The sequence below is a fragment of the Pseudomonas donghuensis genome (genome assembly GCF_000696345.2).
Lineage (GTDB): Bacteria > Pseudomonadota > Gammaproteobacteria > Pseudomonadales > Pseudomonadaceae > Aquipseudomonas > Aquipseudomonas donghuensis.
Genome location: NZ_CP071706.1, coordinates 2,121,745 through 2,138,095, shown reverse-complemented (window position 1 = coordinate 2,138,095; position 16,351 = coordinate 2,121,745). Strand labels below are relative to the sequence as shown.

General features: G+C 64.6%; 15 protein-coding genes. 7 read left to right on the top strand and 8 right to left on the bottom strand.

The genetic code is table 11. The features are described 5' to 3' along the window. The first annotated feature begins 38 nt into the window (after nt 1-38). Both BV82_RS09790 and BV82_RS09785 read left to right on the top strand, forming a co-directional pair. Nucleotides 39-1,973 (top strand): PoNe immunity protein domain-containing protein, encoded by a 1,935-nt coding sequence (locus tag BV82_RS09790; RefSeq protein WP_244993536.1) that lies wholly within the window; start codon nt 39-41, stop codon nt 1,971-1,973. A gap of 82 nt (nt 1,974-2,055) precedes the next feature. Further along, the gene (locus BV82_RS09785; protein WP_036994510.1) at nt 2,056-4,149 is read left to right on the top strand and encodes a hybrid sensor histidine kinase/response regulator; all 2,094 of its coding nucleotides are present in this window, start codon (nt 2,056-2,058) and stop codon (nt 4,147-4,149) included. Here the strand turns inward: BV82_RS09785 and BV82_RS09780 are convergent, their stop codons facing one another. Both BV82_RS09780 and BV82_RS09775 read right to left on the bottom strand, forming a co-directional pair. Continuing rightward, the gene (locus tag BV82_RS09780; protein ID WP_036994508.1) at nt 4,150-4,896 is read right to left on the bottom strand and encodes an SDR family oxidoreductase; all 747 of its coding nucleotides are present in this window, start codon (nt 4,894-4,896) and stop codon (nt 4,150-4,152) included. A 61-nt stretch (nt 4,897-4,957) separates the two neighbouring features. Beyond that, nucleotides 4,958-6,115: a sterol desaturase family protein gene (locus BV82_RS09775; protein WP_010226549.1), complete on the bottom strand. Its 1,158-nt coding sequence runs from the start codon at nt 6,113-6,115 to the stop codon at nt 4,958-4,960. 175 nt (nt 6,116-6,290) lie between these two features. Between BV82_RS09775 and BV82_RS09770 the strand changes: the two genes are divergently transcribed. The 4 genes from BV82_RS09770 to BV82_RS09755 are packed head-to-tail and all read left to right on the top strand — an operon-like array spanning nt 6,291 to nt 9,774. Beyond that, nucleotides 6,291-7,997, top strand: coding sequence for a copper resistance system multicopper oxidase (locus tag BV82_RS09770; RefSeq protein ID WP_036994506.1), 1,707 nt, complete (start codon nt 6,291-6,293; stop codon nt 7,995-7,997). Continuing rightward, on the top strand, nt 7,990-8,886 hold the full coding sequence (locus BV82_RS09765) for a copper resistance protein B (protein WP_036994505.1): 897 nt from the start codon (nt 7,990-7,992) through the stop codon (nt 8,884-8,886). The genes BV82_RS09770 and BV82_RS09765 overlap by 8 nt, the downstream gene beginning before the upstream one ends. A 14-nt stretch (nt 8,887-8,900) precedes the next feature. Further along, complete coding sequence (locus tag BV82_RS09760) at nt 8,901-9,329, top strand: DUF411 domain-containing protein (RefSeq protein ID WP_036994504.1); 429 nt, start codon at nt 8,901-8,903, stop codon at nt 9,327-9,329. 10 nt (nt 9,330-9,339) lie between these two features. Further along, a complete protein-coding gene (locus BV82_RS09755; protein ID WP_010226557.1) occupies nt 9,340-9,774 on the top strand; it encodes a YqaA family protein in 435 nt (144 codons plus the stop codon). On the opposite strand, the gene BV82_RS09750 is transcribed toward BV82_RS09755, so the two are convergent. From BV82_RS09750 to BV82_RS09725, 6 genes are all read right to left on the bottom strand, one after another. Further along, nucleotides 9,771-10,355, bottom strand: coding sequence for a DinB family protein (locus BV82_RS09750; protein ID WP_036994502.1), 585 nt, complete (start codon nt 10,353-10,355; stop codon nt 9,771-9,773). The two genes, BV82_RS09755 and BV82_RS09750, sit on opposite strands and share 4 nt — an antisense overlap. A gap of 10 nt (nt 10,356-10,365) precedes the next feature. Further along, the gene (gene zapE, locus BV82_RS09745) at nt 10,366-11,484 is read right to left on the bottom strand and encodes a cell division protein ZapE (protein ID WP_036994501.1); all 1,119 of its coding nucleotides are present in this window, start codon (nt 11,482-11,484) and stop codon (nt 10,366-10,368) included. A gap of 189 nt (nt 11,485-11,673) precedes the next feature. Continuing rightward, nucleotides 11,674-12,822 (bottom strand): PQQ-dependent sugar dehydrogenase, encoded by a 1,149-nt coding sequence (locus BV82_RS09740; RefSeq protein ID WP_010226563.1) that lies wholly within the window; start codon nt 12,820-12,822, stop codon nt 11,674-11,676. A gap of 30 nt (nt 12,823-12,852) precedes the next feature. Beyond that, nucleotides 12,853-13,173 (bottom strand): hypothetical protein, encoded by a 321-nt coding sequence (locus BV82_RS09735; protein ID WP_036994500.1) that lies wholly within the window; start codon nt 13,171-13,173, stop codon nt 12,853-12,855. Between the two features lie 125 nt (nt 13,174-13,298). Beyond that, a complete protein-coding gene (gene speB / locus BV82_RS09730) occupies nt 13,299-14,258 on the bottom strand; it encodes an agmatinase (RefSeq protein ID WP_036994499.1) in 960 nt (319 codons plus the stop codon). Between the two features lie 21 nt (nt 14,259-14,279). Continuing rightward, nucleotides 14,280-15,359, bottom strand: coding sequence for an extracellular solute-binding protein (locus tag BV82_RS09725; RefSeq protein ID WP_010226569.1), 1,080 nt, complete (start codon nt 15,357-15,359; stop codon nt 14,280-14,282). A 100-nt stretch (nt 15,360-15,459) separates the two neighbouring features. Between BV82_RS09725 and BV82_RS09720 the strand changes: the two genes are divergently transcribed. Further along, nucleotides 15,460-16,350 carry a LysR family transcriptional regulator gene (locus BV82_RS09720; RefSeq protein WP_036994498.1) on the top strand — a complete coding sequence of 297 codons (891 nt, stop codon included), beginning with the start codon at nt 15,460-15,462 and terminating at the stop codon, nt 16,348-16,350. The last annotated feature ends 1 nt before the right edge of the window (nt 16,351 follow it).

Sequence of the window (16,351 nt, the reverse complement as noted above, 5' to 3'; positions counted from 1 at the left end):
CTGCACCCTGCGCGCTCGAACGCCCAGGGATGGATGAGATGTACAAGCGACAGCATTTTCTTACGCCGCAGCGTTACCAACGCTTCCTGGAAAACTACCAGGAGTCCCGGGCATTCTTGCAGGACAATCGCCTGCAGGCCAACTCCGATGAACAGGAAGCAGTGTTCCGCGCCCGGCATACGAAAGGCTGGGCCTTTGACCACGTGCTGATCAGCTACACCGCTGGCGTCTCTATCGACACCCTGCCCGCCTTGCTTGCGGTGCTGATCGATGAGTACCAACAGCTGCAACACAAGATGGCCGTCTACACCGAGGCGCCAGACGTCGCCCCGCTGAATCTGGACGATGTCGAAGAGCATCACGAATGCATGCAGGTCATCAGCCTGTGCATCCTGCTCGGCCGCCACGACCTGCTCGAACGCTTCGTCGCGCTGATGGACAACGGCGGCTACGCCGAACAAGACACCCTCTATGAAGACCTGCTGAGCCGGGTACTGCCCGACCGTTACGATGTCGATGAGTGGTACCAGGATTACGCCACGCCGTTGGTGCAAACCATCTATGCCACCAGCCCCGAGCAAGCGGCCAGCCGCCTGCAGGGCTACTGCGAGCAATGGTACGAACACTTCCTGCACGCCAGCTGGTACGACACCCATGGCGACGATATAAGCGGCTACGTTGGCTACTGGTCGTTCGAGGCCGCAGCCGTGGCCCTGCTTTACAGCATCGATACCCGCGCACTGCTGCACGTGATCTTCCCCCATGACTTGCTCGAACACGCCCGCAAACTGCCGGTTTACCAAGCCATACGCTGGGAGTGCCTGGGCGACGCTGAAGACCCGCAGGAGGACGAAGAAGTTATCGACGAAGAGGACGACGAAGACAGCGACGATGACTTCGCCTACGACATCAAGGCTGCCGGCGTGACCCTGTCCGATGCCATCGACGCCGGCAACATCCCGCACCTGGCCCAGGCCCTTAACACCTATGACACGGTCGAGGCGATCCTGGCCCTGAACCTTGCTGGCAACGCTCAGGAGCAGGACGACGCCTATTTCGACCTGGCCCTGGCCCTGCTCGGCTGGGTACCCGGCCCCGGCCACGGGCTCAAGCGGGTGCTGCGCCTGGTCAATCGCGACCCGCAAAAACACGCCGAGCAGCTTTACGATTTGCTGCGCCATGTGCTGCTCAACTGCAAACTGAAGACCAGCCCGGATGCCCTGCTTGAAGAAAGCCTGAATGCCGAGGTGCTGCGTGCAGAGCTTGCGCAGATCATCATGGCGGTATGTGCCAGTGCGACCTTCCTGGCACTCGATGAGCAACGCCAGGCGCTGGTGCTGAGCGACCTGGAGCAGGCCGGCGAACACCTGGACGATCTGATCGAACGCATCGACGAACGCCTGATGCCGTGGCTTGCGGTGCAACGTAATAGCTCTGCCGAGGCTTCGGGCAGCAGCCTGCGCATCCCGGCGCAAACCAGCAAACCGCAGTCGCGGCGCGTCGACAGCCTGCGCGAGCACGGTACGGTCAGTACCCATCCGGCGGCCACCGATGCCGGCAAACTCAGCCGGGAGCAGATCAACCCGGCGGCCACCAGCAACTGGCTGGAGCTGAGCCTGGACGACGGCAAGCTGGGCGGGGTTCCCGGCGCGGCCTACAAGGTGATCTTCGCCGACGGCAGCATTGCTGAAGGCCATTTGAACAACCTCGGTCATATCCGCCTTGAGGGCGTACCCTTCGGCCCGGCCAAGGTGTATTACGGTGAAGACCCGCGCCCCTACCAACGCCAGCCGATCAAGGCGCTGGACAGCAGTGCAGCGCTGATCGACCGAGACCTGCGCAGCCTGGGTTTCATCCCCTCGAAACTCGACCGGGATGACCTGTATGCCGAAACCACCGGGCGGATTGCACCGTACTGCGAACTGAACGCCCTCTGGTGGGAATGGGCCAGCGCTCGCTACCACGGCCATTGATCCGCCCGACCTGCAGCCGCGCAGTTGTTGAGTGCTGCGCGGGACGCTACATTTGCCGCAGTCCCCAGGTCGGAACACGCGCATGCCGTCGAGCGAACTGCAGTCCCTGCGTCAGCAACTTGAGCAGTCAAAGCAGCAAAATAACCTGCTCAAAGCCCGGCTCGCCAAACGCAATGGCGCAGCCCCTGCACCTGTCGAGCAAGCCGAGGCCGATACCCAGCAGCGCTACCGCTTTCTGTTCGAGGCCATGGACGAAGGCTTTTGCATCATCGAGTTCTTCGACGGCCCCCACGGCCCGCTCAGCGACTACGTCCACATCGAAGCCAACGCCGCCTACGCCATGCATGCCGGGATCGACAACGTGGTAGGCCAAACCCTGCGGCAGCTGGTCCCCGATGAGGCCGAAGGCTGGATTGCCCGCTACGGTCCGGTGCTGCACAGCGGCAACCCGATCCGCTTTGAGCAAGAACTGGTGGCCACCGGCCGCCACTTGGATATCTGCGCCTTTCGCATGGAGCCGGCCAGTCGCAAGCAGGTCGCAGTGCTGTTCCAGGATGTGACTGCACGCAAGCGCGCCGAATCCGCCCTCAGGCGTCTCAACCAGGAGCTGGAACAACGGGTTGCCCAGGCGGTGGCAGAACGCAAGATCCTCACCGATGTGGTCGAAGCCACCCTGGCGCAGATCCAGGTGGTGGATCTGGACATGCGCTGGCTGGCTATCAACCGCGCTGCCCGCGATGAGTTCCAGCGGCTTTTCGGCCTGACGCCGAGCGTCGGCGACAGCTTGCCTGATCAAATGGCCAAGCATCCCGAGGACTGCGCCCGCGGCCTGCTGCTCTGGACACGGGCGCTCAAAGGTGAAGCGTTCGTCGAGATTGCCGAGTTTGGCGCAGGCGACCAGCACCGCCACTACGAACTGCGTTTCAGCCCGCTGCATGACCCGCACGGGCAGTTGATCGGCGCTTACCTGTTCGCCTACGACATCAGCGAGCGGATCCGTGAGCAAAAACGCCTGCGCAAGACCGAAGAGGCCTTGCGCCAGGCGCAGAAAATGGAAGCGGTAGGCCAGCTCACCGGCGGCATCGCCCATGACTTCAACAACCTGCTGACCGGTATCAGCGGTTCCCTGGAGCTGTCGCGCAACCTGATCGGGCGCGGCCGTCACCAGCATATCGATCCCTACCTGCGCACCGCCCAGGACGTGTGCAACCGCGCAGCGTCCCTGGTCCACCGGTTGCTGGCCTTCTCCCGGCGCCAGACCCTGGAACCGCGCACCATCGATGTCAACCGCCTGGTCAGCGGCATGACCGAACTGATCCGCCGTAGCGTCGGCCCGCATATCGAGATCGAGTTGTTTACCGCCAGCGCTACCTGCCGGGCCAGCATCGATTCATCGCAACTGGAAAACGCCCTGCTCAACCTCTGTATCAATGCCCGCGACGCCATGCCGGGCGGTGGCCGGATCACCATCGAAACCCGCCATCTGCAGGCCGATGACCAGATCGCCGCGCACCTGGACCTGCCCCCCGGTGACTACCTGGCCCTGAGCGTCAGCGATAACGGCAGAGGCATGTCGCCGCAAGTGCTGGCACGCGCCTTCGACCCGTTCTTCACCACCAAGCCGGTGGGCCAGGGTACGGGCCTGGGGCTGTCGATGGTCTATGGTTTCGTGCGTCAGTCCGGTGGCCAGGTGCGGGTCTATTCGGAGCCTGGCCAGGGCACCAGCGTGCACCTGTACCTGCCGCGCCTGGACAGCGCCAGTTTACCCGCCAGCGAGCCGCTGCCGGCTGCCCGCACGCCGCGTGGACTGCGCGACATGACGGTGATGCTGGTCGATGATGAAGCAACCATTCGCATGCTGGTGGGCGAGGTACTCAGCGACCTGGGTTACACCAAAATCGAATTCGGCGACGGCCACAGCGCCTTGGCGGCACTGCAAAACGGCGCGGCCATTGACCTGTTGATCAGTGATGTCGGCATGCCCGGCGGTATGAACGGCCAACAACTGGTGGCGGCCGCCCGCCAGTTGCGGCCCGGGTTGAAAGTGCTGTTCATCACCGGCTACGCCGAACAGGCGGTGCTGGGCGGCGGTGTGTTCGAGCCGACTACCCGGGTGCTGAGCAAGCCGTTCAGCCTCGATACCCTGGCCCAGCGTATCGAGGAGATGATCGGCTGATCAGCGCCCACCCCCCAGGTCAAGGAAACTGCCAGTGGAGTAAGAGGCTTTGTCTGACAGCAGCCAAAGAATCGCCTCGGCCACTTCTTCTGCCTGCCCGCCCCGGCCCATGGGAATGCCCGGCGCCAGCTTGCTGACCCGATCCGGGTCGCCGCTGAGCGCATGGAAGTCGGTGAAGATGTAACCCGGGCGCACGGCATTGACCCGCACACCTTCACCCGCAACTTCCTTGGCCAGGCCCAGCGTGAAGGTGTCCAGCGCCCCCTTGGAGGCGGCATAGTCGACGTACTCGTTGGGCGAACCCAGCCGTGCCGCTACCGATGAAACGTTGACGATGCTGCCGCCCTGCCCGCCATGGCGGGTCGACATGCGCTGCAGCGCATGCTTGGCGCACAGCATCGGCCCGACCACGTTGGTTTTCATCAGCTTGAGCAGGCGAAACTCCGACACTTCCTCGACCCGGCTCTTCTGGCCGATGGTGCCGGCATTGTTGACCAGTGCGGTGACCGGCCCGAGCTCGGCATCCACGCGCAGAAACAGCTGGATGATCTCATCCTCGACACTGACATCGGCCTTGACCGCGATGGCTTCGGCGCCCAGCTCGCGGACCTCGGCCAGCACCCGCTGGGCAGCCTCGTCATCGGTCAGGTAGTTGATGCAGATACGGTAACCGGCGCGTGCGGCCAGGCGCGCGGTGGCGGCGCCAATGCCGCGGCTGGCGCCAGTGATCACGATAACCTTGTCCATGGATACTCCTTGCGTTGACCCCTCAAGGCTAACGCAGTCAGGGGCCGGGCACAAAGCCGCTTCAGGCAGCCGGTGGCGGTGGCGGCGCCTTGGGCTCGGCCTTGCGTAGTGGGTACAGGTGCTGGCTAACGATGCCGTCTGGCAGGTCCTTGCCGAACACACCATAACGCGCCGGCCATTCCTTGGGTGGCAGCTTGAAGGTGCCGAACAGCATGTCCACCAGCGGTGTGTGGATCGCGTAGTTCTTGTAAATGTAATCCTTGTGCCGGGCGTGGTGCCAGTGGTGATAACGCGGCAACACCAGCAAGTAGTTGAGCCAGCCGCCATCGATACGCACGTTGGCGTGGGCCAGTACCGCCTGCACGCCGACCAGGATCACATAGGCGTTCATCGCCTGGGGCGAGAAGCCCAGCAGGATCAAGGGCGCCAGCACCCCGGTGCGGGTCAGGAGAATCTCGCAGAAGTGGATACGCGAACCGGCCAGCCAGTCCATGTGCGTGCTCGAGTGGTGCACCGCATGAAAGCGCCACATCCACGGCACCACGTGATACAGGCGGTGCAGCCAGTACTGGCCGAGGTCGGCGACAAACACCGCGAGCAGAAACTGCACCACGATCGGCAGGCTTTGCACCTTGGCCTGCAGGGTATCGGACACTACCCAGGCGGCCAGCCAGCTGGATGAGGCGGTGACGAAAATAAGGATGAACTGCACCAGCATGTGGCTGACGAAAAAGTAACTGAGGTCGGTGCGCCAGTGCGGGCGCAGGATGTTCTGCTGCGGGTCCTTGGCGTAGAGCTTTTCCAGCGGGATGAAGATCACCGCCGACACCAGCAGCGCCAGCACGAACCAGTCCAGGCCCAGCGAGTACGGGGTCTGGCCAATGACTTCGGTCTGGATGTTGGTACCGCCCAGAAACATCGCCAGCCCCGCTGCGCTGATGCCGGTGAAGCCCAGGCGCTTGCGCTTGTTGAGGAGGATGTTCAGGGTGCCCAGGGCAAAGGCCAGGATCAGCCCGATCAGCAGTACGGTGCGGGCGAAGTGCACGCTGTAGACCTTGCGGAACTCGGCAAAGGTCAGCCACTGCGGAAACAGGAAACACAGCACCGCCAGCAGGCTGAGCAGCCCCAGGGCAGCCGAGATGTAACCACTGATGCGCCCTTCGCCAAGCTTGAAGGGGTCGTGGCCGTGGCGTTTGAAATAGGCCTTGATTGCCTGCATGAATCGCTGTTCCTTGATGGTGATGGGCTCCGTGCGGCGCGGAGTATACCGACCTGCGGCCGCCAGTGAACCGCCACCTGCACCAGCAACTGACAAATCTGTAATCCACTGCTCAGTTTACTGACAGTCAGCGCTGGCTAAGGTCGTGTCATCCCCGCCCCTGGAATGGCACCCTATGCTTCGACACCCGACCCGCCGAACCTTCGTCAAGGGCTTTGCCGCCGGCAGCGCCCTGGCCGGCCTCGGCCTCTGGCGCCTGCCGGCGTTTGCCGCACCTGCGGTGTTCAGCAATGAACTGAGCGGCCAGCACTTCGAGCTGTTCATCGGTCAGACGCCGGTGAACATCACTGGCCGCTCGCGTACGGCCCTGACCATCAACAACAGCCTGCCCGGCCCGACCCTGCGTTGGCGACAAGGCGACACGGTGACCCTGCGGGTGCGCAACCGCCTGGGCGAGCCGACCTCGCTGCACTGGCACGGGATCATCCTCCCGGCCAACATGGATGGCGTGCCGGGCCTGAGCTTTGCCGGCATCGAGCCCGGTGGCGAGTACCTGTACCGCTTTACCCTGGAGCAGAGCGGTACCTACTGGTACCACAGCCATTCCGGCTTGCAGGAGCAGGCCGGAGTCTATGGCGCCATTGTCATCGAGCCCAAGGTGCCCGAACCCCATCGCTATCAGCGCGACTACGTGCTGTTGCTCAGCGACTGGAGCGACCAGGCCCCCGGTGAGCTGATGGCGACCCTGAAAAAGCAGTCGGATGCCTTCAATTACCACAAGCGCACCGTTGGCGACTTCATCGACGATGTCGCCAGCAACGGCTGGCAGCAAACCGTCACCGAGCGCAAGGCCTGGGCAGCCATGCGCATGAGCCCTACCGACCTTGCCGACATCAGCGCCGCCACCTACACCTACCTGCTCAACGGCCAGCCGCCAGACGGCAACTTCACCTGCCTGTTCGAGCCCGGCGACACCGTGCGCCTGCGCCTGATCAACGGTTCGGCCATGAGCTACTTCGACTTTCGCATTCCGGGCCTGAAGCTCACCGTGATTGCCGCCGACGGCCAACCGGTGCAACCGGTCGAGGTCGACGAGTTGCGCATCGCCGTGGCCGAGACCTACGACGTGCTGGTGCGGGTCGGTGACCTGCCCGCCTACACCCTCTATGCCCAGAGCATGGACCGCAGCGGCTATGCCCGTGGCACCCTGGCCCGCCGCAACGGCCTCAGCGCCGAAGTACCGGAACCGGACCCGCGGCCGATCCTGTCGATGGCCGATATGGGCCACGGCGCCATGGCGGACATGGGCGCCATGGACCACAGCCAGATGGCCGGCATGGACCACTCGATGATGGGCATGCAACAGCACCCGGCCAGCGAAAGCGGCAACCCGCTGGTCGACATGCAGACCATGAGCCCCAAGCCCAACCTCGCCGACCCGGGCATCGGCCTGCGCAACAACGGCCGTCGGGTGCTGACCTACGCCGACCTGAAGAGCACTTTCGCCGACCCCGATGGCCGCGAGCCGTCACGGGAGATCGAACTGCACCTGACCGGGCACATGGAACGCTTTGCCTGGTCGTTCAATGGCATCAAGTTCTCCGACGCCGAGCCGCTGCGCCTGACCTATGGCGAGCGCCTGCGCATCACTCTGGTCAACGACACGATGATGGCCCACCCGATCCACCTGCATGGCCTGTGGAGCGACCTGGAGGACGAACACGGGCGCTTCCAGGTGCGCAAGCACACCCTCGACATCCCCCCGGGCAGCCGGCGCAGCTACCGGGTCAGCGCCGACGCCCTGGGGCGCTGGGCCTATCACTGCCACCTGCTCTATCACATGGAGATGGGCATGTTCCGCGAGGTACGCGTCGATGAATGAGCCGATCTTGCGACCGCTGCTCGGCGGCTTCGCCCTGCTGGCCTTGCTGGCCAGTGAAGAGGCGCGCGCCGAGGCCATGGATCACGCCGCCATGGGCCACGGCGCCATGAACCATCAAGGCATGCCCGCGCAGAACATGAACCACCAGGGTATGAACCACGGCATGATGCCGCAGACGCCACGTACACCACTAAGGCCGATTACCGACGCCGACCGCCAGGCCGCCTTCCCGCCCCTGCCCGGCCATCAGGTCCACGACCGGCAGAGCAACTGGGCAGTGATTGTCGAGCAACTGGAATACCAGAACTTTGACAGCAGCAGTGCCCTGAACTGGAACGCCAACGCCTGGATCGGCGGCGACATCGACCGCCTGTGGCTGCGCACTGAAGGCGAACGCGAACAGGGCGTGACCCACAAGGCCGAGCTGCAGGCGCTCTCGGGCCATGCCATCAGCCCTTGGTGGGAACTGGTCGGCGGCCTGCGCCAGGACTTCAAACCGGCCAGTGGCCAGACCTGGGCCGCCTTCGGCATCCAGGGCACGCCACTGTACGGCCTGGAGCTGGAAGCCACCTTGTACGCTGGCGAGCGCCAGCAAACCGCGCTGCGCCTGGAGAGCAGTTACGCTATCCTGCTGAGCAATCGCTGGATCCTCGAACCGTCGCTTGAGGCCAACTTCTATGGCCGCAACGACGCGACACGGGACCAGGGCAGCGGCCTTGCCGACAGCGAGATCGGCCTGCGCCTGCGCTACGAAATCACCCGCGGCTTTGCCCCGTACCTGGGCATCAGCTTCAACCGGGCCTACGGCAACAACGCCGAACAGATCCGTGATGAGCACGGCGATATCGGCCAGACCCGCCTGGTCGCCGGGGTTCGCCTGCGTTTCTAGAAGTGGAGAAGTACATGCTGAGCAAAAAAATTGTCGCCTTCGGCCTGCTGGCCTTGAGCACCCTGGCCCAGGCCGGGCAAACCATCGACGTGTACCGCGACCCCAACTGCGGCTGCTGCAAGCAATGGATCAAGCACCTGCAGGACAACGGCTACACGGTCAACGACCATATCGAGCCAAACATGAGCGCGGTCAAGCAGCGCCTGGGCGTCGAGCCGCGCCTGGCTTCCTGCCATACCGGGGTGATCGACGGCAAATTCGTCGAAGGCCATGTACCGGCCGAACAGATCAAGCTGTTGGCCAAGCGCCCGGACCTCAAGGGCCTGGCCGTACCGGGCATGCCCATGGGCTCGCCGGGCATGGAAATGGGTGACCACAAGGACGCCTACCAGGTCATCGGCCTGACCGCCGAGGGCAAGGACGAAGTGGTCGCCAACTACTGATCCGGCCCTGATGCTCAGTTACTGGGCGCTGTTTCTCAGCGCCTTCGGCGCCGCGACCTTGCTGCCGCTGCAATCGGAAGCCGTGCTGGTCGGCCTGCTGCTGCGCGAGCCCGAGGCGCTGGTCAGCCTGCTGCTGATCGCCACCGCCGGTAATGTCCTCGGTTCAATCGTCAACTGGCTGCTGGGCCGTGGCATCGAACACCTGCGTGACAAGCGCTGGTTTGCGTTCAAGCCCGAGCAGCTGGAAAAGGCCCAGCAACGCTACCAGCGCTACGGCCAGTGGTCCCTGCTGCTGAGCTGGATGCCGGTGATCGGCGACCCCCTGACGCTGATTGCCGGGATCATGCGCGAGCCGTTCTGGCGCTTTGTCATGCTCGTCACTGTCGCCAAAGCCGGCCGTTACCTGGTCCTGGCGCTGCTGACCCTGGGCTGGATGCAGCACTAGCGCCCCCAGATCTGCGCCTCGGTCCAGCCCAGCTCGGCGAAGTCCTGGGCGCGCAGGTGCGCTTCATCCTCACAAAAAAACTCGTCCAGCTGCGGCGGTCGCACCGAGGTGTCGTACAGCATCGCGTGCACCTGGCCACGGTGGTGGATCTGGTGCTCGAACAGGTGCGACAGCAGGCGCAGGCGTTGCTCGCGCTGCACCCAGTCGGGGCGCACGATGTTCACGTAGCGGTGTAACTGGTCGTCACGCAACTGGCGGCAGTAGGCGATCAGCCGGTGGTCGGCCTGCACCTGCTCGGCGTGCAGCTCCAGGCAGGTGGCATAGGGTTCCTCGGGCTCGAAGAAGCGCTGGCTGTCCGGTTCGGGCGCTTCGCCGCGCTGCTCGCACTCCAGGGCCTGCAGGTAAAACCAGTCGACGGTGAGGAGGTGGTTGAGGGTGGCCTTGATCGACGGGAAGAAACTCGCCCGCGGGGCGACGAACTCATCCTGGCTCAGTTGCCTGCAGGCCTTGTACACCCTGTGGTTGGCCCAGCCATTCTGGTAAGCCATGGTCAGCAGGTGATGCGAGAGAGGCTCGGTCATTATCGATTCCTCAGCAGAAGCGTTGCAGTTGCATCTCCCGCAAGCGGCTGAGCGTACGCCGGAACGGGAACTCCAGATACCCTTGAGTGTAGAGCGCTTCAAGCGCTACTTCGGCTTCCAGGTACAAGGCGATGCGCCGGTCATAGCATTCATCGACCAGGGCGATGAAGCGCCGTACGCTGTCGTCATGCACCGACAGTTGCGGCAGTTCGCGGTCCCCGGCCACCACCCGCTGGGCGCCGTCTTCGGTGCCGCGGGCAATCTTCGCCGGGCGCTGACGGGCGCCGAGGGTCGGCACCTCACCGAGCACAATGGCTTGAAAACGGTCGCACAGGGCCATGAAATCCATGGCGGCAAAGGGTTGCTCGCAGAGGTCGGCGTAGCGGCACCAGAGCACACGGTCGCAGCGTTGCACCACGTTCAAGCTGCGCGAGCCGATCTGCAGCGGCTGATCGCTGCTCGCTTGCTCACCGCGTAACCGGGCGAAGACCTGCGCAAGCGCGCCGGGCCGGCCGCTCTCGCGTACCCAGTAACGTTGCTGCGCCGCGCCGGGGTGCAGGCGATGGTCCTGCTCGCCGGTGACGGCGACCACCTGCATATGCTGCTCGATGGCGGCAATCGCCGGCAGGAAACGCTCGCGGTTGAAACCGTCGCTGTAGAGCTGCTCGGGCGGCTGGTTGGACGTGGCCACGATCACCACCCCGGCCTCGAACAGGACCTGGAACAGACCACCGAGAATGATCGCATCGCCGATGTCATTGACGAACAGCTCGTCAAAACACAGCACGCGGATCTCTTCGGCCAGGGACAAGGCCAGGGCCCGCAACGGCTCGGCCGTGCCGTTGAGCTGGAACAGGCGTTGATGCACCCAGCGCATGAAGTGGTGAAAGTGCTGGCGCCTGGCCGGTACCTGCAGGCAGGCGTGGAACTGATCCATGAGCCAGGTTTTGCCGCGCCCGACCGGCCCCCAGAGGTAGACCCCCTGCGGGGTCTCGCCACGCTGCAGGGCCGCGAAGCAGGTTTGCAGGGCGCTGGCGGCCTGCAACTGGGCCGGGTCGCTGACAAAGCCCTGGCTGGCTATGGCCTGCTGGTAGAGGGTCAGTGGGGACTGTTCGGTGAAGCAGGACATGCGTGGCGTCCATCGCAAAAGGGGGCATTCTGCGGCTGCAGCGCAGTATGGGGCAAGCCTGCATCCTGTGGGCGCTGGCTTGCCAGCGATGGGGCCAGTACAGCCTGCACATCAGCAGGCGCCTGGATTACGACCGCTGCGCGCTCGATCTCAGGCAAGCCAGCTCCCACAGGGTTCGGGCAAACCGTTCTACAAATCCAGCCCGACTTTGAGCAAAGCCCCATCACGCTCATCGGTCAGCAGATACAGGTATCCATCCGGCCCCACCCGCACATCACGAATGCGCGCCTTGAGCTCACCCAGCAGGCGCTCCTCATGCACCACCTTGTCACCCTTGAGCTCCAGGCGAATCAGCTCCTGGGCCGCCAGCGCGCCGATGAACAGGCTGTGATCCCAGGGTTTGAAACGCGGGTTGTCGTAAAACGCCATGCCGCTGATGGCCGGGGACTTTTCCCAGACATGGTGCGGGTCGACCATGCCATCGACGTGCTCGCCCTTGGCCTCCGGAATCGGCATCAGCGAATAGTTGATGCCGTGGGTGGCGATCGGCCAGCCATAGTTCTTGCCGGGTTTGGGGATGTTGATTTCATCGCCGCCACGGGGCCCGTGCTCGTGGGTCCACAGCTCGCCGGTCCAGGGGTTGAGCGCTGCGCCCTGCTGGTTGCGGTGGCCGAACGACCAGATTTCCGGGCGCACGTTGTCGCGACCGACAAACGGGTTGTCCTTGGGCACCGTACCATCCGGCAGGATGCGCACCACCTTGCCTTGCAGTTTGTCCAGGTCCTGCGAGGTCGGCCGCTGGTTGTTCTCGCCCAGGGCAATGAACAGGTAGCCATCGCGGTCGAACACCAGGCGCGAGCCAAAATGGTTACCGCTGGAGAGCTTGGGTTGCTGGCGGAAGATCACGTTGAAGTCTTCAAGCTTGGCGTTGTCGCGGGACAAGCGCCCGCGGCCCACCGCGGTGCCGGCCGTGCCGCCGTCCCCGCCACCTTCGGCATAGGACAGGTAGACCATGCGGTCCTGCTTGAAGGTCGGCGACAGCAGCACATCGAGCAAGCCGCCCTGGCCCTCGGCCCACACCTCGGGGACCCCGCCCAGAGGGGGCCCGACCTTGCCTTCGGGGCTGACCATGCGCAGGTTGCCGGCCCGCTCGCTCACCAGGATGCCCTGGCCGTCCGGCAAGAACGCCATGGCCCAGGGGTTGCGCAGGCCCTCGGCGAGGGTGCTGACCTTGACGCTGCCCTCCTCGCTGTTGAAATCGCGCTCGGGCGCGGCATGGGCCAGCAGCGGCAACAGCGCCGCGGTCATCAGGGTGGGTAGCCAGGTGCGTGGGGACATCAGCGATTCCTTCCAGGGAGGGCCTGTGATTCAGGGCGCACGCGCAGGTTCGCGCGGCGGCCGGCTGGGCTCCAGGCGCGGGGTGGTCTGTTCGCGGCGGATGTTCTCGCCATTGCCGATACCGCGGTTCTCCAGGGTCGGCGGGCGCGGATTGGGCTGGGTCGAAGGGCCGCGCACGGGCGGCGTGGCTGGCACGCTGCCCTGGCGGCTGTTGGGGTTGGCGCGCATGATCGGGCTGTTGTAGGGGTTGTTGCTGCTGGCCGCCAGCTGCAACGGCCCGGCAACGGGCGCCGCCTGCAGCGGCGAGCTCAAGAGCAGGGCCATTGCCAGGCCCGACAGGGATCGGTTCACGCTATTCACCTCCGGCACCACGCGGCGCCGAAAACCAGCGCGCCCAAGCGTTGGATAGCCTAAGGCGCGACAGGTTCGCCGGGAAACCTCAATTTGCCCCGCAGGTGATTCATTTTGTTACCGGATCAGCCATCGACCTTATGCCGGGCGGCATACAGGCAGAGCATCTCCATGGCCAGGGTCGCGCCGGCCAGGGCGGTGATATCGGCATGATCGTAGGCCGGCGCGACTTCCACCAGGTCCATGCCCACCAGATTGATACCGCGCAGCCCGCCGAGGATTTCCAGGGCCTGCACCGTGGTCAGACCGCCACACACCGGAGTGCCGGTACCTGGGGCATACGCAGGGTCCAGGCAGTCAATGTCAAAGGTCAGGTACACCGGCTGATCGCCGACCCGCTGGCGGATCGCCTCGATGATCGCCTGGGTACCGCGTTGATGCACCTGACGGGCGTTGAGCACGGCAAAGCCCTGGGTCTCGTCATTGGTGGTGCGCAGGCCGATCTGCACCGAGCGCGCCGGGTCCACCAGGCCTTCGCGGGCGGCATGCCAGAACATGGTGCCGTGATCGACACGCTGGCCCTCCTCGTCCGGCCAGGTGTCGCTGTGGGCATCGAAGTGGATCAGCGCCAGCGGCCCGTGCTTGCGAGCATGAGCCTTGAGCAACGGGTAGCTGATGAAGTGATCACCGCCCAGGGTGAGCATGGCACAGCCGGCTTCGAGCATCTGCTCGGCATGGGCCTGGATGCTGTGCGGCACGGTATGCGGGCTGCCGTAATCGAAGTTGCAGTCGCCGTAGTCGATCACGGCCAGGTGATCGAACGGGTCGAACTCCCACGGCCAGTGCCGGGCCCAGGCCTGCTGCACCGATGCGGCCCGAATCGCCCGTGGCCCGAAGCGCGCGCCCGGGCGGTTGCTGGTGGCGGTGTCGAATGGCACGCCGCTGACCACCACATCGACACCGCGCAGGTCGCGGCTGTAGCGACGGCGGGAGAAACTGGTGATACCGGCAAAGGTGTTTTCGGCGATGGTGCCGTACAGGCTGTCGCGGGTGATGGCCTGGTCGTTGTCGGGGGCGAGGTCCATGGTCGGGCTCCTGGTCTGTTGTTACTGGCGGCTACGGAAGGTGGTCCACAGGCGGGTGCGCTGGCGCATGTCGGCCAGGCTCATGCTGCGGTCGGCAAACAGCCGCGCGCGCACTTCGGCCGAGGGGTAAATGTCCGGGTCGCTGCGCACCGCCTCGTCCACCAGGGGCGTGGCCGCCTGGTTTGCATTGGCGAAGAACAGCGTGTTGGTCAACGGCGCCACCGAGTCGGGACGCAACATGAAGGCGATGAAGGCGCGGGCGGCGTCCGGGTGCGGGGCGTCCTTGGGCATGACCAGGTTGTCCTGCCAGATCAGCGTGCCTTCGCGGGGAATGCGATAGATCACCTGGTACGGCTTGCCGGCCTTTTGCGCCTGATCGGCAGCCATGGCGGCATCACCGTTGTAGGTCAGGGCCAGGCACACGCTGCCGTTGGCCAGGTCGTTGATCTGCCGGCCGTTGGCGACATAGCTGATCGATGGCTGCAATTGCTTGAGCAGCGCCTGGGCGGCCGCCAGGTCGTTTTTGTCGCGACTGTAGGGATCCTTGCCCAGGTAATTCAAGGCTACGCCAATCACCTCCTGGGGCGAGTCGGACATGGCAATCCCGCAATCCTTGAGCTTGCTGGCGTACTCGGGCTTGAACAGCAGGTCGAGGCTGTCCAGCGGTGCATCGCCCAGCCGCTGGCGCACCGCTTCAAGGTTCATGCCCAGGCCCAGGGTGCCCCAGGTGTAAGGCACGGCGTACCGGTTACCGGGGTCAACCTCGGCGAGCTTGGCCAGCAGGTCCTGGTCGAGGTTGCTGTAACCGGGCATGGCCTGGGCTTGTAGCGGCTGCAAGGCGCCTGCAGCCAGGGCGCGGGCCAGCAGGCTGGCGGACGGCACGACAACGTCATAACCACTGCCACCGGTGAGCAACCTGGTTTCCAGCACTTCGGTAGTGTCGAAGGTGTCGTAGCGCACCTTGTAGCCGGTTTCCTGCTCGAAACGCTGCAAGGTCTCGGGGGCGACGTAATCGGCCCAGCTGTACAGGTTGAGGACTTTTTCCTCGGCCTGCACCGGCAAGGCCAAAGCCAGGGACAACAACCACAGGGATGTACGCATGTCGGGCACCTTTGTCAGTGGATGCCGCCAGCATGCCTGCCGGGTTACATTACTAAAATGGCAAGTCAATTAACCTGACATTCATCAGGAGCAATGTTTGATGTTGGGACAACTGCACGACCTCGACCTGCACCTGCTGCGGCTGTTCGTCACTGTAGTCGAGGCCGGTGGCTTCAGCGCCGCCCAGGGCGTGCTGGGCCTGAGCCAGCCGAGTATCAGCCAGCAGATGGCGCGCCTGGAAACCCGCCTGGGGTATCGCTTGTGCAGTCGCGGCAAGGGCGGCTTTGGCCTGACCGCCAAGGGTGAAGTGCTGCTCAAGGCCACCCGCGAACTGCTGGTGCAGATCGACGCGTTTCGCCATCAGGCCAATGGCGTGGCTGGGCGTTTGCTCGGCGAGGTGCGCATCGGCATTTCCGAAGCCCAGGAGAGCAGCGTGACCTTGCGCCTGGCGCGGGCCATCGAGCGTTTTCGCCAGCGTGACGAGTCGGTGCGCCTGGAGCTGGTCAGCGCCATGCCGGCAGACCTTGAGCGCCAGCTTTTGCAGCAGCGCCTGGACCTGGCCATCGGCTATTTTTCCGGCAAGCAGGCAGCGTTCGATTACACCCCGTTATTCGAGGAAAACCAGCGCCTGTATTGCGCCAGCCATCATCCGCTGGCTGGCCAGCTTGACGTGAGCCTGGAGGCGCTGCAACAGGCCGACCAGGTCGAACACCCCTACCGTTTCCAGAGTCGCCAGGAGCCCTTTGACGGCACCAGTGGCACCGCTCGTTCCGAACAGGTCGAGGGCGCGCTGACCTTCATCCTCTCCGGCCGGCACATCGGTTACCTGCCCTGCCACTATGCCGACCCCTGGGTCGCGCGTGGCCTGCTGCAGGGCCTGGACCCGGCGCTGGATTTCGCCGTGCCGTTCGTGCTGGTGCGCCACCGCGCCCAGGTGCCCAGCGATGCCCAGCAGGCCTTTGCCGCCGACCTGTTGGCCGCCTTCGCCTGAC

Excerpts from the sequence above, each read along its gene's own strand:
- BV82_RS09720 (WP_036994498.1), top strand. The coding sequence starts at position 15,460 with ATGTTGGGACAACTGCACGACCTCGACCTGCACCTGCTGCGGCTGTTC.
- BV82_RS09725 (WP_010226569.1), bottom strand. The coding sequence starts at position 15,359 with ATGCGTACATCCCTGTGGTTGTTGTCCCTGGCTTTGGCCTTGCCGGTG.
- speB (WP_036994499.1), bottom strand. The coding sequence starts at position 14,258 with ATGGACCTCGCCCCCGACAACGACCAGGCCATCACCCGCGACAGCCTG.
- BV82_RS09790 (WP_244993536.1), top strand. The coding sequence starts at position 39 with ATGTACAAGCGACAGCATTTTCTTACGCCGCAGCGTTACCAACGCTTC.
- zapE (WP_036994501.1), bottom strand. The coding sequence starts at position 11,484 with ATGTCCTGCTTCACCGAACAGTCCCCACTGACCCTCTACCAGCAGGCC.
- BV82_RS09785 (WP_036994510.1), top strand. The coding sequence starts at position 2,056 with ATGCCGTCGAGCGAACTGCAGTCCCTGCGTCAGCAACTTGAGCAGTCA.
- BV82_RS09775 (WP_010226549.1), bottom strand. The coding sequence starts at position 6,115 with ATGCAGGCAATCAAGGCCTATTTCAAACGCCACGGCCACGACCCCTTC.
- BV82_RS09760 (WP_036994504.1), top strand. The coding sequence starts at position 8,901 with ATGCTGAGCAAAAAAATTGTCGCCTTCGGCCTGCTGGCCTTGAGCACC.
- BV82_RS09770 (WP_036994506.1), top strand. The coding sequence starts at position 6,291 with ATGCTTCGACACCCGACCCGCCGAACCTTCGTCAAGGGCTTTGCCGCC.
- BV82_RS09765 (WP_036994505.1), top strand. The coding sequence starts at position 7,990 with ATGAATGAGCCGATCTTGCGACCGCTGCTCGGCGGCTTCGCCCTGCTG.
- BV82_RS09750 (WP_036994502.1), bottom strand. The coding sequence starts at position 10,355 with ATGACCGAGCCTCTCTCGCATCACCTGCTGACCATGGCTTACCAGAAT.
- BV82_RS09780 (WP_036994508.1), bottom strand. The coding sequence starts at position 4,896 with ATGGACAAGGTTATCGTGATCACTGGCGCCAGCCGCGGCATTGGCGCC.
- BV82_RS09755 (WP_010226557.1), top strand. The coding sequence starts at position 9,340 with ATGCTCAGTTACTGGGCGCTGTTTCTCAGCGCCTTCGGCGCCGCGACC.
- BV82_RS09740 (WP_010226563.1), bottom strand. The coding sequence starts at position 12,822 with ATGTCCCCACGCACCTGGCTACCCACCCTGATGACCGCGGCGCTGTTG.